This window comes from Saccharopolyspora phatthalungensis (assembly GCF_014203395.1).
GTDB classification, from domain to species: Bacteria; Actinomycetota; Actinomycetes; order Mycobacteriales; family Pseudonocardiaceae; genus Saccharopolyspora; species Saccharopolyspora phatthalungensis.
This window is the reverse complement of sequence record NZ_JACHIW010000001.1, coordinates 3,559,885-3,575,459: the sequence shown is the minus strand read 5'-3', so window position 1 is coordinate 3,575,459 and position 15,575 is coordinate 3,559,885. Positions and strand designations below refer to the sequence as shown.

Genomic DNA, 15,575 nt, shown 5'->3' with positions numbered 1-15,575 from the left:
GACTGGTAAAAAGGGCACAGTTCACACCCTATTGATCACTCTAGGTGTTCGCGTCCGCGCTGAGCCGTCCCGCTCTATGAGAACACGTGCCGCTCATTCGGGTGATCTGTTTGACTATTCCGTATGACGCCTGGTGATCAGTGGCGGCTGCTGGTGCAGCGCCTCCACGTCGACTTGCGCCGCGTCACCTCCGCAGGGTGTCGGCTCACGCGGTAGGCCCGCTTTTACCGCTGCCTGACCTCTTCTGCCTCCGCACACCTCCGGAGACATCGTGCAAGCTTTCCTGATCTTCGCGATCGGTGGTTTCGTCGCGCAGTTGGTCGACGGCTCATTGGGCATGGCTTACGGGGTGACCTCGACGACGATCCTGCTCACCGCGGGACTGACCCCGGCCCTGGCCTCGGCCTCGGTGCACCTCGCCGAGCTCGGCACGTCGCTGGCTTCCGGGCTGTCGCACTGGAAGTTCGGCAACGTGGACTGGAAGATGGTGCTCACCCTGGGCGTACCGGGCGCCACCGGCGCGTTCCTGGGCGCCACCGCGCTGAGCAACATCTCCACCGAGGCCGCCGAGCCGTGGATGTCCGCGGTCCTGCTCGCCCTCGGCGGCTACGTGCTGCTGCGGTTCGCCATCCGCCCGCTGCGCCGCCGCCAGCTCAGTGGCGTCAGCCCGAAGCTGCTCGCGCCTCTCGGCCTGGTGGCCGGGTTCGTGGACGCCACCGGAGGCGGCGGCTGGGGTCCGGTGGCGACGCCGACGCTGCTGAGCACCGGCAAGGTAGAGCCGCGCAAGGTGATCGGCTCGGTGGACACCAGCGAGTTCCTGATCGCCGCCGCGGCGAGCCTGGGTTTCCTGGCCTCGCTGTCGCACCAGCAACTGTCCTGGGCCACCGTCGGCGCGTTGCTGCTGGGCGGCGTGGTCGCCGCGCCGCTGGCGGCCTACCTGGTGCGCGTCGTGCCGATGCGGCTGATCGGGGTCGGCGCCGGCGGGTTGATCGTGCTGACCAACGCCCGGACGCTGATCAAGAACTTCGACGTGCCCGGCCCGTCGCCGGCCATCATCTACGCGGCGATCGTCGTGGCCTGGGCGGTCGCGCTCGCCTACACGATCCGAGTGATCTTGGCGGAACGCCGGGAACTGGACGAGGTGGACCAAAACGCCACCGAGCCGGTCCGGCACTGAGGCATCGGAAAGATTTACCCACGTGCCGTATCGCCGAGATCAACCGAAGGAGTTACTGTTCGGTATACCGTGTGGAAGCCCCCCGACACACGGCGTAGGCGCCCCGGGAGCGGAGTGCGAACTCCGCGCCCGGGGCACCGCTCCCCGTACCACGGCTGATCGGACCGACCGCGCCGTTCGTGACCAAGTGTGCCCCGCCTCGTTGGAATATTCCAGCCGCCACGCGGCTGAAGCCATGGGCACAGTTGCAGCACATTCGACCGTCGGTTCAGCGCAGCGGGCTGGCTGCTTCACGCCAGTTGACGGTGGGCCGCATCGCGGCGACGTCGACCCGGTCCTTGTGCTTGTCCGCCACCCGGAACAGCGACTCGATGAGCGTGTTCGACAGCAGGTGCGGCTGCAGCCCGAGTTCGAGCAGCCCCGTGTGCTTGACGTTGTAGTAGTGCTCGCCCTGCTCGACCCGCGGGTTGTCCAGGTACTCGATCTCGACCGGGCCCTCGTAGTTGTTGGCCACGATCTTGGCGATCTCGCCCACCGAGTATCGCTCGGTCATCTGGTTGAACACCCGGAACTCGCCGCGGTCGGCCGGGTTCTCCGCGGCCAGCCTGATGCACTCCACGGTGTCCCGGATGTCGATCACGCCGCGGGTCTGCCCGCCGGTGCCGTAGACCGTCAGCGGGTGACCGAGCACGGCCTGGATGACGAACCGGTTGAGCACGGTGCCGAAGATCGCGTCGTAGTCGAACCGGGTCGCTAACCGGGTGTCGAGCGAGGTCTGCGGGGTTTCCTGGCCGTAGACGACGCCCTGGTTGAGGTCGGTGGCCCGCAGTCCCCAGATCCGGCAGGCGAACTCGATGTTGTGGCTGTCGTGCACCTTGCTCAGGTGGTAGAAGGAGCCGGGCTTCTTCGGGTACAGCATCCGGTCGGTCCGCCCGTTGTGGGTGACCTCCAGCCAGCCTTCCTCGATGTCGATGTTAGGCGTGCCGTACTCGCCCATCGTGCCGAGCTTGACCAGGTGGATCTCCGGGTCCACCTGCTGGATCGCGAACAGCACGTTGAGGTTGCCGATCACGTTGTTCTGCTGGGTGTACACCGCATGCTGGCGGTCGATCATCGAGTACGGTGCGGCGCGCTGCTCGGCGAAGTGGACGATCGCGTCCGGGCGGTAGTCGGCCACCATCGCCATGGTGAACTCGCCGTCGACTAGGTCGCCGTAGTACGACTTGATCGATTTGCCCGAAACCTCTCGCCAGGCGTCGAGGCGGACCTGCATGGGCTCGATCGGCACCAGGCTCTCCACCCCCATCTCGTGGTCGTAGCCCCGGCGGGCGTAGTTGTCGGCGACCGCGACCTCGTGGCCACAGTCGGACAGGTGCAGGGCGGTCGGCCAACCGAGGTAGCCGTCCCCTCCGAGGACGAGGATTCGCACGCCTAAATCTCCTCTTTTTCAGCTGATAACGGCCCTTAACCGTGCGCATGCAACATGAGGCATGCTCTCATTACTCGCCACCGACCGGCGAAGTGCTCCTTTCCCACTGAATACACGGGTCCGGACGCCTGGGTATGGTCGCCGGACGAGCAGTGGCGGATTTTCCACGGAGGCGACATGACGCAGCAAGCCACCGAGGCCCGGCGCGCGAGCACCCGGCGGGGCCGGTATTGGCTGTTGCTCGGCCGTTTTGCCGCCGCTTCGGTGGTGGCGACCGGAATCAGCCAAGTGGTTTTTCTGTTGTCTTACTCACTCGGCGCGACTCCCGTGGTGGCCACCGTGTCGGCATGGCTGGCCGGCGCGATTCCGAACTTCGTGCTCAACCGGCGCAGCTGGGGCGGTGGCGGCCGGACCGCGCTGCGCGGCGAGATCCTGCGCTACGGCGCGATCTCGGTCGGCACCGCGCTGCTGGCCGCACTGGCCACGCACAACGCCGAAACCCTGGCGCAGGCACTGTTCCCGGGCACCCGGACGGCGCAGGTCGCTGTGGTCTGGGGCGCTTTCGTCGGCACCTACGCGGTGATGTTCGTGGTCAAGTTCTTCCTGATCGACCGGCTGGTGTTCACCGCTCGCCCACGGCAACAGGCTCGTTGATCGGCTCCTGCGCCCAGTGCGGCGGGCTCGCCCGGCGCTCCCGCCACCAGGTGCCCAGCACGACCCGGGCATACCGGTAGCCGTAGGCGAAGTTGTTGCCCTTCTTGCTGACCCCGGCGGTTCGCGCCAGCATCCGCATCGGCTGCTCGCACACCCGGTAGCCGTGGCTGAGCACGCCGACCAGCAGCTCCGAGGACTGGTACTGCGGTTGCTCCAGGGTCACCGAGTTCGGCACCTCGGCTCGCATGCCGCGGAATCCGAACGAAGTGTCCGTGATGCGCTGCCCGGTCAACGCGCTGACCAGCCAGGCGAACACGTAGGTGCCGGCGCGGCGAATCAGCGCCGGGCGCTCGCTGCTGCCGAGGCGGCGAGACCCGGTGACGAAGTCGGCGCGGCCATCGACCAGCGGGGTGAGCAGTTTGGGCAGCTCGTCGATGTCGTACTGGCCGTCGGCGTCGGTGGTGACGATGTAGCGCGCCCCGCGCTCGGCCGCCAGCCGGTAACCGAGCCGCAGCGCAGCGCCTTGGCCCCGGTTGGTGGGGACGATGCAGGTCTGCGCGCCGTGCTTTAACGCGACCTCGGCGGTGTCGTCGGTCGCGCCGTCGACCACCACCAGCTTGTCGACTTCCAGGTCGCAGCTGCGGGCCGGGATCGCATCGAGCACGTTGCCGAGCGACTCTTCCTCGTTGTAGGCGGCGATCAGGACGACCACCGGGGCGAACCGCTGATCGCCGTAGCGGGCGCTGTAGTCCTGTAACGCGGCCCGGTCCACCTCGTTCGGGAAGGTCGTGGGCATGTCGCTCTCCTTCGGGGGTGTTGGTCGGGGGCGGTTCGGGCGAACGCCGCTCACGGGGGTGCGGCGATCAATCAACGCGGTCACGCCGAGGGCGCCCGCGATCGGGATCAGGACCAGGCCGGGCAACTGGTAGCGCCACGAGAACTCCATCGCCGCGGCGGTGCCCAGGACGGTGGTCGCCAGCCCGGTCGGCAGCAGGCACACCGCGCGCAGCCCGGAGCCGCGGGCCCGGCCGACGCCGAACACCGCCAGCGCGGCGACCACCAGCGCGCCGCCGAGAGCGATGCCCGGTGTGTAGCCGCCGCCGAGTTGGTAGGCGCGCAGGAACCCGGCGAGCGCCGGATCGACGGAGAACGTGCCGTCGTCGTATACCTCGGTCCACTCCGCGACGTACCAATCGACCGCGTACATCGGGTAGGTCGTCTGGAACTGCCAGCGGTCCAACGGCACGTCACCGGGGGTTTGGGTGCGCGTCGGGGCGAAGCCCTTGAGGAAGTCCTCGACCATCCCCCCGACCACGTCCAGCGGCTGGTGCAACAGCACCTTGCGGGTGAAGGAGCCCTGCGCGGCGTCGACGTCCATGCCCTTCGGCAGGAACTTCTCGACGTTGTCCTGGACATGCCAGAAGTGGATGTAGAAGTCGATGCCGTTGGCGGCGCGGCGCTCGCGTGGTTCCGCCGGGCAGACCAGCTTCTCCTGCGGCGTCAGGTCCAGCTGCGCACAGTCGGCGACGACGGCCGCGCGCCCGTAGAGGGCACCGCCGTTGGAACCGCCGATGCCCAGCGAGCCGGTCCAGTGCAGGTGGTACAGCGAGTAGCCGAACAGGCCGAAGGCGAACCCGCCGACCAGCGCGCCGGTGGCGATCAGCCGGCGCCGCCAGCCGGCGCGCGGCCGCCAACCCGTTGCCAGCAGCACGAACGCCGCAGCCGGAATGACCAGCGTCACGCCGACGATGCGCACCATTACCGCCGCGGCCAGCACGATCCCGGCCAGCGCGGCGAGCTTCGGGCCCGGCGCGCCCCGCCAGGTCAGCACGTAGATCGCGGCCAGCAGCAGCACCTGGAACAGCAGATCGGACATGATGTGGTGCTCGATCTGCACTTGATAGGCGTCCAGCATAACCGGTGCGCTGGCCAGCGCCGCGATCCAGGTCCGGACGCCGAAACGCCGCAGCAATGCGTAGATCCCGAGGCCGAGGGCGAGGCCGAGCAGGTGCTGCACCGCCGCCACGAAGGTCAGGCTGCCGACCGCGAGCAGCGGCCACAGGAACAGCTCGTAGCCGATCGGGTTGATGCCGCCGGGGAAGAACGCACCGACGTCGTCGAGGTAGCGGAAGGAGTCGATGTAGAGCAGCGCGGGCCGGTAGGCCAGCTGCACGACGATCCGCAGTGCCAGTCCGACGAGCAGAAACAGCGCCAGCAACCAGTGCCGGCGGAGGACGCGCCCGAGCGCGGCGATCATCGCACGCCGTGGCGGAAGTCCGCCCAAACGGTCCGAAGTCCCTCGGTGAGCTCGACGTTCGGGGTGTAGCCGAGTTCCTGCTGGGCCTTGGCCACGTCCACGATCACGGCGGGCATCTCGCCGTTCTTGGCCGGCACGTGGGTGACGGGCACCTCTTCGCCGGTGGCCGCGCGGACGGCGTCGATGAGCTCCAGAACCGAGATCGAGCGACCGGAGCCGATCACCGCGGTGCCGGTGTATTGCTTGTCCCACGCGGCGAGCACACCCTGCACGACGTCGTCGACGTGCACGAAGTCGCGGCACTGCGCGCCGTCGCCGTAAACCTCGACACCGCTGCCGGCCAGCGCCGCGCGCATCAGCCGGGGGATGAAGCTGTCCTTGTGGCCCATGCCGGGCCCGTAAATGTTGGTGAAGCGCAACGCGCAGGTGGTCAAGCCGTACGCCCCGGCGTAGCCGGAGAGCAGCATCTCGCACGCCGCCTTGGTGGCCCCGTACGGGGTGAGCGGGCGCAGGGATAACGACTCGGAGATCGTGCCGTGGCCGATGTCACCGACCACCGCGTTGGTGGAGGCCAGCAGGAATCGGTCGATCTCGCGGGTGCGGGCCAGCTCCAGGAGTTCCTGGGTGACCGCCACGTTGTTGGCGTAGGTCTCGGCGGGCTGGCCCACCGAGCGCAGCACCGAGGTGATCGCGGCCAAGTGAATGATCCCGGCCGCGCCCGACGAGACGGCGGCCTCCCGCACCGCGGCGTCCCGCAGGTCGCCTGCCAGGTAGGTCACCAGGTCGTTGCGCAACTCGGCGGGTGGGGCCTGCAAGTCGACGATGGTGACCGGGGTGCCGCGTGCCACGAAGGCACGCACCACGGCGCTACCGACGAAACCGGAGCCGCCGGTGACGATGACACGATTAACGCTGCTTGGCACGCGCCAGACTCTAACCGCCGCCGAATTCGCTCCGGTTCACGCCTATCCCGAATTGCCGACGGGCATTACCTGCCGAGATATTCGCTAAGTCCGTTCAGCCCAGTTCGATAGACCCCGTGGGCGAAGGTCTCGTCCAGGCTTTCCTCGTCGGCCGCTTCGGCGTCGTAGTGCGAGTACCACTCGACGAAGCTGTGCTCGGTGCCGGTGATCGACGCGATCCTGATTGTGGAGCGGTAGCTGCGGACCGGGAACGGGCTTTCCAGGAAGTCGTAGGTATAGCTGCGCTCGATGTCGTCCAGCACCATCAGCCGTTCCCGGACCACGCCACCGTCGGCCAGGGTCAGGCGCCGGACGCAGCCCACCGCGTCGGCGACCCCGCCGCCCTCGATCTCGCTGGTCTCGATCGCCGGATGCCACGTCGGCAATCCGTTGAAGTCGCGCACCACCCGCCACACCTGCTCGGCCGGCGCTTCGATCACCGCACTCAGATAGGACTTCGCCAAGGTCGGCCTCCTCAGAACTTCAGTCTCGTGAACGCTCTGGTCTGTTCGGTCAGTGCCCGCTCGGTCGGCAACCGCTCCATGCTGCTCGCGCCGTAGAAACCGTGGCAGCGCTTGGTCCGGGAAAGCACGTACGCGGCGTCTTCGGGCATCGAGATCGGCCCGCCGTGGCAGAGCACCAGGACATCATCGCGCACCTCGGTCGCGGCCTGCGCCCACTCGTCGATCAGCGCCACGCAGTCGTCCAGCGACTTCGCGGTCTCGGCACCGATGGCGCCACCGGCGGTAAGGCCCAGGTGGCACACGATGATGTCCGCACCCGCCTCGGTCATCGCCCGCGCATCGGCGCTGGAGAACACGTACGGCGTGGTCAGCAGGTCGGCTTCGCGCGCGGCGGCGACGAGTTCGACCTCCAGGCCGTAGCCCATGCCGGTCTCCTCCAGGTTTGCCCGGAAGGTGCCGTCGATGAGCCCGACTGTCGGGAAGTTCTGGATCCCGGCGAACCCGAGGTCGCGCAGTTCGCCGAGGAACCGGTCGCGCAGCAGGAACGGGTCGGTGCCGTTGACGCCCGCCAGCACCGGGGTGTGGCGCACCACCGGCAGCACCTCGCGGGCCATTTCCACCACGATGTCGTTGGCGTTGCCGTAGGCCAGCAGCCCGGCCAGCGAACCGCGCCCGGCCATCCGGTAGCGGCCCGAGTTGTAGATGACGATCAGGTCGATCCCACCGGCCTCCTCGCACTTGGCGGAAAGCCCGGTGCCCGCGCCGCCGCCGACGATCGGTTCGCCCCGCTCGGCCTTGGCGCGCAACCGCGCCATCAGTTCCGCGCGGTCGAATCGGCTCATCGTGCCTCCTGCCCGGTTTTCTCCCCAGATCCGGCGACTTCCCGGAACGCCGCGACCAGCGCGGCGGCGAACTCCGGATCGTTGACGTTGTGCGGCACCCGTTCGACCCGTCGGTCCGCGGTCTGCCGTACCCGGCTTTCCACCACGTCGAAGAGCACCGCGTCCGCCTCGGGATCGTAGAAGGGCTGCCCCGGTGCGTCCAGCATGGACACTCCACCGATCGGGAGCAGAAACCGCACCGGACCGGAGCAGGCATTGAGCTTGGCGGCGATGAACTCGGCGATCCGCCGGCACTCTCCAACGGACGTGCGCATCAGCGTGACCTGTGGGTTGTGCACATACAAGTTTCGGTCCCGGTACTGCGGCGGAACCGTGTCGAGCGCGCCAAAGTTCACCATGTCCAGGGCACCGCACGAGCCGACGTATGGCACCCCGGTCCGGGCGATGGCGTCCAGCCGCTGCTCCCCCGCGCTCATCACACCACCGGCGATCAGGTCGCAGACCTCGGTGGTGGTGATGTCCAGGACGGCGCGGACCAGGCCGTCGTCGACGAGTTTTTCCATGGCACGGCCGCCGGTTCCGGTCGCGTGGAACACCAGCGGGTCGTAGCCGGCGGACAGCTGCCGGGCGACCTCCGTCACGCACGGCGTGGTGACGCCGAACATGGACAGCGCGACCGCGGGCTTGTCCTCGGTCGCCGGCACCGGGCAGGTCACGGCACCGAGCAGCGCGTGCGCGGCATTGGCGAGCACCCGCCGGGAAATCCGGTTCAGCCCGGCGACATCGGTCACCGACGGGAACATGGCGATGTCCGTGGCATCCACATAGGACGAAACGTCGCCGGAGGCCACCGTCGACACCATCACCTTCGGCACGCCGACCGGCAGCACGCGCATCCCGGGCGTGATCAGCGCGGTGCCACCCGAACCGCCGAGCCCGATGATCCCGTCGACGTCCCGCGCGGTCAGGAAACGCTCGAACGCCAGGGCCATCGCAGTGACGGCCGAGCCCCGGTCGCCGGTGAACACCGCATCGGGCCCGTCCGGATGATGCGCGGCAACGGCGGCGGCCGACACGTCGGCGTCGGAAACCTCGCCCGTGGTGGACAGATCCACGGTGACAACGGAGTGCCCGCGGGCGATCAGCCCGGCGACGTAACGCAGTTCCGCACCCTTGGTGTCGAACGTTCCGACGACGTACGCACTGCCCATCGCCGCCATGCCGCCCTCCCCGTATTTCGGCCCTGCGCTATTGAAGCTCGACGACCCAGAACCGGAGAACCTCCGCGAGGCGATCCGCATCGTGCTTTCCCTCCGCGACTTCACGAACCAGCGTGTCGGCGGTTCGCGCATCCGAGGCACGGAGGTCATGATCGTTGTAGACGTAGAACATCCTCGCCGCCAGCCACGCAAGCCGTTTGTTTCCGTCGAGCAGCGGATGGTTGCGCGCTAGAGCGTGCAGCAACGACGCGGCCTTCTCATCCAGCGTCACATATGCATCCACGCCGAATACCGTGGAGCGCGGTCGATGAAGCGCCGATTCCAACGCGCCCCAGTCGCGCACGATCGACTTGGGTTCCTGCCGCAAGGCTGCCGAGATCAGGTAGAGGAGATCGTCCAGTTCCAGGTACTGGGTCACCGGGACAGTAGCTCCAGCAACTCGGCATCTTCCGCGAGGAACCGGCGCACCTGGTCGGCCCGGAACTCTTCCTGCCGTGCGAAGTACTGGCGCAGCGCCGCCACAGCGATCTCATGCATCGAACGACCTTCGCGTTGGGCCACTTCGCGGAGCTTCGCGTTGTCGTCGTCATTGAGCCGCAGAGTCATAGCCATGCGACGATGGTATCGCTTGGTAGCAAGCGATACCACCGCCCCCGAGGTGTCGACAACGGCCCCCAACTTCTTTCGCCGGGGGCCGTTGCTGGGGGTCGATCAGTGGCTCTTGCCGCCCTTGCCGAAGAACTTGTTCTTGACCTGGTCGATCTTCTCCTTGTTCTTCGGGCCGGAGGCGTACTTCTTGGCCTGGTCGATCACCTTGCGGCCCTGCGGGCTGTTGGCGAAGTCGGCGACCTTCTTGAACAGAGACATCGTCGCTCCCGGCGGATCGGAGTCACGGCTGTCACCAGGCTACCGACAAAACGGGCACGAATCAGCCGAGCACTCCGCAAGCTCACTCCGTCCGCTTCGGTCTCCGCGCTTCGGCGTCACTCGTCGACCCCTTCCGGCGGAGGCACCGGGCCATAGTCACCCTCTATCGGCCCACTTAGGCGCTTGACCAGTTCGGGATCGGTGTAGACGAGTGCTGTCGCCTTCCATTCATGCACGGTCTGGCTGAGCGGAGCCCAGCTTCCGAGTTCCGCGGACGCGCGGAAGGTTTGCGCGAAATCCAGGGCGAATTCGGAGCGTTCACCGGATGGCAGCAGGGCCACCCAGGGGAACTCCTCGGAGAGCATGTCGATCAGCTCGTCCGGCGACAAGTGTTTGAACGCGGCGCGAACCGCGCGCGCCGCCGTCGCGGCACCTTCCGAAGCGCCGACGGTCCGGTCCTCGCGGGTGAGGATGAGCGGCGCACCGTCCCGACGGCGGATCCGCACATCGCCTTGATCGACTAATTCGGCGACTCCCTTAGGGTCGCGCTGCACTTCGCTCCACTGCACCTCACGCATGACCCCATTCTGAACTTTTTCAGAACTTCGCCGCAAGTCGGTTCGAGATCACTCGCCCGTCCGGTTGACTGGGTCACGTTCGGTTCGTAGCGTCCTGTTCGCACAATCGAATACCGCGCCGATGACGTCGTGCGGGAGAGACTCCGACTCCTCCGGGGGCGGAGCGCCGAAGGAGCAATACTCCCCAGCAAACTCTCAGGCACCGGCACCGCACGGCACCAGGCGACACGGAGAAAAGCAGAAGCGCACGCTTCTCGCCCACGGTGCAAACCACCCCCTGGAGGGTGGTGAAACTCTCAGGCCAATGACTCCGGGGAGACCGCCCGACCAGCGCAAGCCCGCGCAGGCCGGGGTCGAGGCGCCCCCGATAAGGTTGGGCGCAGTGAGCTGACCGGCCCTCGACTGCCGACCGGCGCCCACCAGGAGGAGTCTCACCCATGTCGTCGCCACGACAGACGCCCTTGCACCACGTGCACGAAGCCCTCGGGGCGACGTTCACCGAATTCGCCGGCTGGCGGATGCCCTTGCGCTACTCCGGTGACACCGCCGAGCACAACGCGGTGCGCAACGGCGCCGGCCTGTTCGACCTGACCCACATGGGTGAGATCCGGATCAGCGGGCCGCAGGCCGCCGAGGCGATGGATTACGCACTGGTCGCGAACGCGTCCGCGATCAAGCCCGGCCGCGCCCGCTACACGATGATGTGCAACGCCGCCGGGGGCGTGCTCGACGACCTGATCGTCTACCGGCTCGGCGAGCAGGAGTTCCTGGTGGTGGCCAACGCGGCGAACGCCGCCGTGGTCTCCGCCGAACTGGCCGAGCGGGTCAGCGGCTTCGACGCCGAGCACCACGACGTCTCCGCCGACTACGCGCTGATCGCGGTGCAGGGCCCCAACGCGGTCGCCATCCTCGCGCCGCTGACTGACACCGACCTCGCCGAGGTCAAGTACTACGCGGGCTACCGCAGCCAGGTCGCGGGCAAGGACGTGCTGCTGGCGCGCACCGGTTACACCGGCGAGGACGGCTTCGAGCTGTTCACCGCGCCCGGCGACGCCGAGGCGGTCTGGCAGGCCCTGACCGAGTCCGGCGCGCCGCACGGCCTGCGGCCCGCCGGGTTGTCCTGCCGCGACACGCTGCGGCTGGAGGCGGGCATGCCGCTGTACGGCAACGAGCTCTCCGCCGACCTGACGCCGTTCCACGCCAACCTCGGCCGGGTAGTCAAACTCGACAAGCCCGGCGACTTCGTCGGCAAGGCCGCGCTGGCCGGCGCCGCCGAGAAGCCCACCGAACGCACGCTGGTCGGGCTGAGCACTCAGCAGCGCCGAGCGCCCCGGCACGGTTACCGCGTGCTGGACGCCGAGGGCGCCGAGATCGGCGTCGTGACCAGCGGCGCCCCGTCCCCGACCCTCGGCCATCCGATCGGGATGGCCTACGTCGACCGAGACCACAGCGAACCCGGCACCCAATTGCAGGTCGACATCCGCGGCACGAACGTCGCGGTGCGGGTCGTCGAGCTGCCGTTCTACCGCCGCAATGCCTGACGAGATCGAACCAGGAGGCAACACCATGTCGACACCGGACCTGTTCAACGACCAGCTGGCCGCGGTGGATCCCGAGGTGGCGGCGGCGGTCGGCGCCGAACTCAACCGCCAGCAGACCACGCTGGAGATGATCGCGTCGGAGAACTTCGCACCGCAGGCCGTCCTGGAGGCGCAGGGCTCGGTGCTGACCAACAAGTACGCCGAGGGCTACCCGGGCCGCCGCTACTACGGCGGCTGCGAGCACGTCGATGTCGTCGAGCAGCTGGCCATCGACCGGGTCAAGGAGCTCTTCGGCGCCTCCTTCGCCAACGTCCAGCCGCACTCCGGCGCACAGGCCAACGCGGCGGCGATGTTCGCGCTGCTCAAGCCCGGCGACACCATCATGGGCCTGGACCTGGCGCACGGCGGCCACCTCACCCACGGCATGCGGATCAACTTCTCCGGCAAGCTCTACAACGTGGTGCCCTACCACGTGCGGGCGGACGACCACCGCGTCGACATGGAGGAGGTCGCCCGGCTGGCGCGGGAGACCAAGCCGCAGCTGATCATCGCGGGGTGGTCGGCGTACCCGCGGCAACTGGACTTCAAGCGGTTCCGGGAGATCGCCGACGAGGTGGGCGCCTACCTGATGGTCGACATGGCGCACTTCGCCGGGCTGGTCGCCGCCGGGCTGCACCCCAACCCGGTGCCGCACGCCCACGTCGTCACCACCACCACCCACAAGACCCTCGGCGGCCCGCGCGGTGGCGTGATCCTGTCCTCGGACAAGGAGTTCGCCAAGAAGTTCAATTCCGCGGTGTTCCCGGGGCAGCAGGGCGGGCCGCTGGAGCACGTGATCGCCGGCAAGGCGGTGTCGTTCAAGGTCGCCGCCTCGCCGGAGTTCGCCGACCGGCAGCGCCGCACCGTGGAGGGCGCTCAGATCCTGGCCGAACGGCTGCTGGCCGCCGACGCCAGCAAGGCCGGGGTGCAGCTGGTCTCCGGCGGCACCGATGTGCACCTGGTGCTGGTGGACCTGCGCGACTCCGAACTGGACGGCAAGCAGGCCGAGGACCGGTTGCACGAGATCGGCATCACGGTCAACCGCAACGCGGTGCCCAACGACCCCAGGCCGCCGATGGTGACCTCCGGGCTGCGGATCGGCACCCCGGCGCTGGCCACCCGCGGCTTCGGCAAGGAGGACTTCACCGACGTCGCCGACATCATCGCCGAGGCGCTCAAGCCCGGCTTCGACGAGACCACCAGCGCCAAGCTGCGTGCCCGCGTCGAAGCACTCGCCGCGAAACACCCGCTGTACCCCAACCTCTGAAGTGAGGACTTGTCCCGACAAAGCACGGATGTGGATCTTGTAGGGCGGGGGCGTTGTCGCCCCATCGCGGGTCGGCGAGGCTCTTGGCATGACGATCTCGCTGGACGAGCTGGTCGCGAAGGCACTCGACCGGAGTGCGCCGACCCGCGATGAGGCACTCGCCCTGCTCACCGAAGACCTCGACGTGCTGGACGTGGTGGCCGCCGCCGGGCGAGTGCGTCGGCACTTCTTCGGCCGTCGCGTGAAGCTCAACACGATCATCAACCTGAAAAGCGGGCTGTGCCCCGAGGACTGCAACTACTGCTCGCAGCGGCTGGGGTCTTCCTCGGACATCTTGAAATATTCGTGGATCAAGCCCGATGAGGCCGCCGAGGCCGCCGACCGGGCGGCGCAGGCCGGTGCGAAGCGGATCTGCCTGGTGGCCAGCGGTCGCGGACCCGGGCAGCGCGACATCGGCCGGGTCGCCGAGATGATCGAGGCGATCAAGACTCGGCAACCGGACGTGGAGATCTGCGCCTGCCTGGGTCTGCTCGGGGAAGGCCAGGCCGACCGGCTGCGCCAGGCCGGGGTGCACGCCTACAGCCACAACCTCAACACCAATGAGGCCCGCTACGCCGACATCTGCTCGACGCACACCTTCGCCGACCGGGTCGACACCGTGCGGCAGGCGACCGGCGCGGGCCTCTCCCCCTGCTCCGGGGCGATCTTCGGCATGGGCGAGTCCGATGCGGACATCGTGGACATGGCCTTCGAGCTGCGCCAACTAGACCCGGACTCGGTGCCGATCAACTTCCTCATCCCGATGGAGGGCACCCCGTTGGGCACCGACTGGCACCTCACCCCGATCCGCTGCCTGCGGATCCTGGCGCTGTTCCGGTTCTTCTTCCCGGACGTCGAGGTCCGCCTGGCCGGTGGCCGCGAGATCCACCTGCGCGGCATGCAACCCCTGGCGCTGCAAGTCGCGAACTCGATCTTCCTGGGCGACTACCTGACCAGCGAGGGACAGTCCGGTGTGGACGATCGGGACATGATCGCCGACGCGGGGTTCATCGTCGAAGGCACCGACGAGCAGACCCTTCCGGCGGCCCGCCACGACCTAGTCGCGATCCGCCGCCGCGGCGTCGGCACCGACCAACCGGCCAACGCTTGACTCAGGGCTCCAACTGGGCACGCAGCCAGTCGTGGAACTCGCCGATGTGGTGTTCGGAGGGCACCAGCACGCCGCCGTCGGCGTAGGCGCGGGAACTCATCGCCGGTTGACAGCGTTCGCAGGCGTCGAAGTCCTGCTGGTTGACCCGGTGGAACAGCTCGACCGAATGCGACACGTCGTGCCCCGCTTCCACGACCTCTGGCGCGTAGAGCCAGTCGCACTCGACGATCGTGCGGTCGGCGGCCAGCGGGAACATCCGGTGCACGATCACGTGGTCCGGCACCAGGTTCAGGAACACCTGGGGCCGGACAGTGATCGCGTAGTACCGGCGGTCGTGCTCGTCGCCAACGCCTTCCAGCCGCCCGAACCCGCCGCTGCCGTCCACCGTGAACCCGTCGACGTCCTCGCCGAACTCGGCGCCGTGGCCGACGTAGTACTGGGCGGCGTAGCCGTCGGCGAATTCCGGCAGGACCTCGGTGAGTTCCGGATGGATCGTGGCGCAGTGGTAGCACTCCATGAAGTTCTCGATGATCAGCTTCCAGTTGGCCCGCACGTCATAGCTGATCCGGCGGCCCAGGGCGAGCCCGTCCACGCCGTAGCCGCCGATCACGTCGTCGCCGCCGAGCCGTCCGGAGACGGCCGCGATCACGGTGTCGTCGAAGGACGGCGGCTCGTCGGCCAGGCACACCCACGCGTAGCCGAGCCATTCCCGTAGGGCGACGGGGATCAGCCCGTATTTCGTCCGGTCGACGTCCGGCATCGAAGTGAGGTTCGGTGCCGCGATCAGCTTGCCGTCGGTACCGTAAGTCCAGGCGTGGTAAGGGCATTGGAACGCGCGCTTGACCTGCCCGGTGTCCGCTACGCACAGCCGCGCGCCGCGGTGCCGGCAGATGTTCAGGAACGCTCGCAGGCCGCCGTCGCGTCCCCTGGCGATCAGCACGCTCTCCCGCCCCACCTGGACGGTCCGGAACTGCCCGGCCTCGGCCAGGTCGGCGGTGCGCACGGCGCAGAACCACATCGCGCCGAAGATCCGGTCCTGTTCCAGGGAGAACAGCTCGGGATCGGTGTAGTAATGACCGGGCAACGTCGAGATCAGGCTGGACGCCTGGTCCGTGGTCGTCATGGTGT

17 protein-coding genes and 1 riboswitch are annotated in these 15,575 nt (G+C 68.2%); of the genes, 6 read left to right on the top strand and 11 right to left on the bottom strand.

Translation table 11 applies throughout. From position 1 onward, the window contains the following. The first annotated feature begins 123 nt into the window (after nucleotides 1-123). Nucleotides 124-216, top strand: coding sequence for a putative leader peptide (locus BJ970_RS39985; protein ID WP_376775049.1), 93 nt, complete (start codon nucleotides 124-126; stop codon nucleotides 214-216). A 55-nt stretch (nucleotides 217-271) separates the two neighbouring features. Continuing rightward, complete coding sequence (locus BJ970_RS16535) at nucleotides 272-1,177, top strand: sulfite exporter TauE/SafE family protein (protein WP_184727089.1); 906 nt, start codon at nucleotides 272-274, stop codon at nucleotides 1,175-1,177. Between the two features lie 268 nt (nucleotides 1,178-1,445). Here BJ970_RS16535 and BJ970_RS16530 read toward each other — a convergent pair whose 3' ends face one another. Beyond that, nucleotides 1,446-2,606, bottom strand: a complete 1,161-nt coding sequence (locus BJ970_RS16530) for an NAD-dependent epimerase/dehydratase family protein (protein WP_184727088.1) — start codon at nucleotides 2,604-2,606, stop codon at nucleotides 1,446-1,448. Nucleotides 2,607-2,783: 177 nt separating this feature from the next. Here BJ970_RS16530 and BJ970_RS16525 point away from each other — a divergent pair, with 177 nt between their 5' ends. Continuing rightward, complete coding sequence (locus BJ970_RS16525; RefSeq protein ID WP_184727087.1) at nucleotides 2,784-3,260, top strand: GtrA family protein; 477 nt, start codon at nucleotides 2,784-2,786, stop codon at nucleotides 3,258-3,260. Here BJ970_RS16525 and BJ970_RS16520 read toward each other — a convergent pair. From BJ970_RS16520 to BJ970_RS16480, 9 genes are all read right to left on the bottom strand, one after another. Then, nucleotides 3,229-5,517, bottom strand: coding sequence for a glycosyltransferase family 2 protein (locus tag BJ970_RS16520; protein WP_184727086.1), 2,289 nt, complete (start codon nucleotides 5,515-5,517; stop codon nucleotides 3,229-3,231). The genes BJ970_RS16525 and BJ970_RS16520 overlap by 32 nt on opposite strands. Then, nucleotides 5,514-6,440 carry an NAD-dependent epimerase/dehydratase family protein gene (locus tag BJ970_RS16515; RefSeq protein WP_312864277.1) on the bottom strand — a complete coding sequence of 309 codons (927 nt, stop codon included), beginning with the start codon at nucleotides 6,438-6,440 and terminating at the stop codon, nucleotides 5,514-5,516. The genes BJ970_RS16520 and BJ970_RS16515 overlap by 4 nt, the downstream gene beginning before the upstream one ends. Nucleotides 6,441-6,505: 65 nt before the next feature. After that, nucleotides 6,506-6,943: an SRPBCC family protein gene (locus BJ970_RS16510; protein WP_184727085.1), complete on the bottom strand. Its 438-nt coding sequence runs from the start codon at nucleotides 6,941-6,943 to the stop codon at nucleotides 6,506-6,508. 11 nt (nucleotides 6,944-6,954) lie between these two features. Next, complete coding sequence (locus BJ970_RS16505) at nucleotides 6,955-7,785, bottom strand: phosphoenolpyruvate hydrolase family protein (protein ID WP_184727084.1); 831 nt, start codon at nucleotides 7,783-7,785, stop codon at nucleotides 6,955-6,957. After that, nucleotides 7,782-8,996 carry a Tm-1-like ATP-binding domain-containing protein gene (locus BJ970_RS16500; RefSeq protein ID WP_184729151.1) on the bottom strand — a complete coding sequence of 405 codons (1,215 nt, stop codon included), beginning with the start codon at nucleotides 8,994-8,996 and terminating at the stop codon, nucleotides 7,782-7,784. Before BJ970_RS16500 ends, BJ970_RS16505 begins: the two co-directional genes overlap by 4 nt. 37 nt (nucleotides 8,997-9,033) lie before the next feature. Next, nucleotides 9,034-9,423 carry a type II toxin-antitoxin system death-on-curing family toxin gene (locus BJ970_RS16495; RefSeq protein WP_184727083.1) on the bottom strand — a complete coding sequence of 130 codons (390 nt, stop codon included), beginning with the start codon at nucleotides 9,421-9,423 and terminating at the stop codon, nucleotides 9,034-9,036. Continuing rightward, on the bottom strand, nucleotides 9,420-9,617 hold the full coding sequence (locus BJ970_RS16490; protein ID WP_184727082.1) for a ribbon-helix-helix domain-containing protein: 198 nt from the start codon (nucleotides 9,615-9,617) through the stop codon (nucleotides 9,420-9,422). The genes BJ970_RS16495 and BJ970_RS16490 overlap by 4 nt, the downstream gene beginning before the upstream one ends. Before the next feature lie 99 nt (nucleotides 9,618-9,716). Further along, the gene (locus tag BJ970_RS16485; RefSeq protein ID WP_184727081.1) at nucleotides 9,717-9,872 is read right to left on the bottom strand and encodes a hypothetical protein; all 156 of its coding nucleotides are present in this window, start codon (nucleotides 9,870-9,872) and stop codon (nucleotides 9,717-9,719) included. 116 nt (nucleotides 9,873-9,988) lie between these two features. Beyond that, nucleotides 9,989-10,450, bottom strand: a complete 462-nt coding sequence (locus BJ970_RS16480; RefSeq protein ID WP_184727080.1) for a hypothetical protein — start codon at nucleotides 10,448-10,450, stop codon at nucleotides 9,989-9,991. Nucleotides 10,451-10,572: 122 nt separating this feature from the next. Continuing rightward, a riboswitch (glycine riboswitch) is annotated at nucleotides 10,573-10,671 on the top strand. 216 nt (nucleotides 10,672-10,887) lie between these two features. On the opposite strand from BJ970_RS16480, the gene gcvT reads away from it, so the two are divergent. From gcvT to bioB, 3 genes are all read left to right on the top strand, one after another. Next, nucleotides 10,888-11,991, top strand: coding sequence for a glycine cleavage system aminomethyltransferase GcvT (gene gcvT / locus BJ970_RS16475; RefSeq protein WP_184727079.1), 1,104 nt, complete (start codon nucleotides 10,888-10,890; stop codon nucleotides 11,989-11,991). A 25-nt stretch (nucleotides 11,992-12,016) separates the two neighbouring features. Beyond that, nucleotides 12,017-13,297 (top strand): serine hydroxymethyltransferase, encoded by a 1,281-nt coding sequence (gene glyA / locus BJ970_RS16470; protein ID WP_184727078.1) that lies wholly within the window; start codon nucleotides 12,017-12,019, stop codon nucleotides 13,295-13,297. 88 nt (nucleotides 13,298-13,385) lie between these two features. After that, entirely contained in the window at nucleotides 13,386-14,447 is a 1,062-nt protein-coding gene (bioB, locus tag BJ970_RS16465) for a biotin synthase BioB (protein ID WP_184727077.1), read from the top strand. Between the two features lies 1 nt (nucleotide 14,448). Here the strand turns inward: bioB and BJ970_RS16460 are convergent, their stop codons facing one another. Beyond that, a complete protein-coding gene (locus BJ970_RS16460) occupies nucleotides 14,449-15,570 on the bottom strand; it encodes an aromatic ring-hydroxylating oxygenase subunit alpha (RefSeq protein WP_184727076.1) in 1,122 nt (373 codons plus the stop codon). Nucleotides 15,571-15,575 lie beyond the last annotated feature (5 nt).

What these genes read in the sequence shown, in the direction of transcription:
- BJ970_RS16505 (WP_184727084.1), bottom strand. Translation starts at nt 7,785, where the DNA reads ATGAGCCGATTCGACCGCGCGGAACTGATGGCGCGGTTGCGCGCCAAG.
- gcvT (WP_184727079.1), top strand. Translation starts at nt 10,888, where the DNA reads ATGTCGTCGCCACGACAGACGCCCTTGCACCACGTGCACGAAGCCCTC.
- BJ970_RS16485 (WP_184727081.1), bottom strand. Translation starts at nt 9,872, where the DNA reads ATGTCTCTGTTCAAGAAGGTCGCCGACTTCGCCAACAGCCCGCAGGGC.
- BJ970_RS39985 (WP_376775049.1), top strand. Translation starts at nt 124, where the DNA reads ATGACGCCTGGTGATCAGTGGCGGCTGCTGGTGCAGCGCCTCCACGTC.
- BJ970_RS16490 (WP_184727082.1), bottom strand. Translation starts at nt 9,617, where the DNA reads ATGGCTATGACTCTGCGGCTCAATGACGACGACAACGCGAAGCTCCGC.
- bioB (WP_184727077.1), top strand. Translation starts at nt 13,386, where the DNA reads ATGACGATCTCGCTGGACGAGCTGGTCGCGAAGGCACTCGACCGGAGT.
- BJ970_RS16520 (WP_184727086.1), bottom strand. Translation starts at nt 5,517, where the DNA reads ATGATCGCCGCGCTCGGGCGCGTCCTCCGCCGGCACTGGTTGCTGGCG.
- BJ970_RS16480 (WP_184727080.1), bottom strand. Translation starts at nt 10,450, where the DNA reads ATGCGTGAGGTGCAGTGGAGCGAAGTGCAGCGCGACCCTAAGGGAGTC.
- BJ970_RS16460 (WP_184727076.1), bottom strand. Translation starts at nt 15,570, where the DNA reads ATGACGACCACGGACCAGGCGTCCAGCCTGATCTCGACGTTGCCCGGT.
- BJ970_RS16500 (WP_184729151.1), bottom strand. Translation starts at nt 8,996, where the DNA reads ATGGGCAGTGCGTACGTCGTCGGAACGTTCGACACCAAGGGTGCGGAA.
- glyA (WP_184727078.1), top strand. Translation starts at nt 12,017, where the DNA reads ATGTCGACACCGGACCTGTTCAACGACCAGCTGGCCGCGGTGGATCCC.
- BJ970_RS16525 (WP_184727087.1), top strand. Translation starts at nt 2,784, where the DNA reads ATGACGCAGCAAGCCACCGAGGCCCGGCGCGCGAGCACCCGGCGGGGC.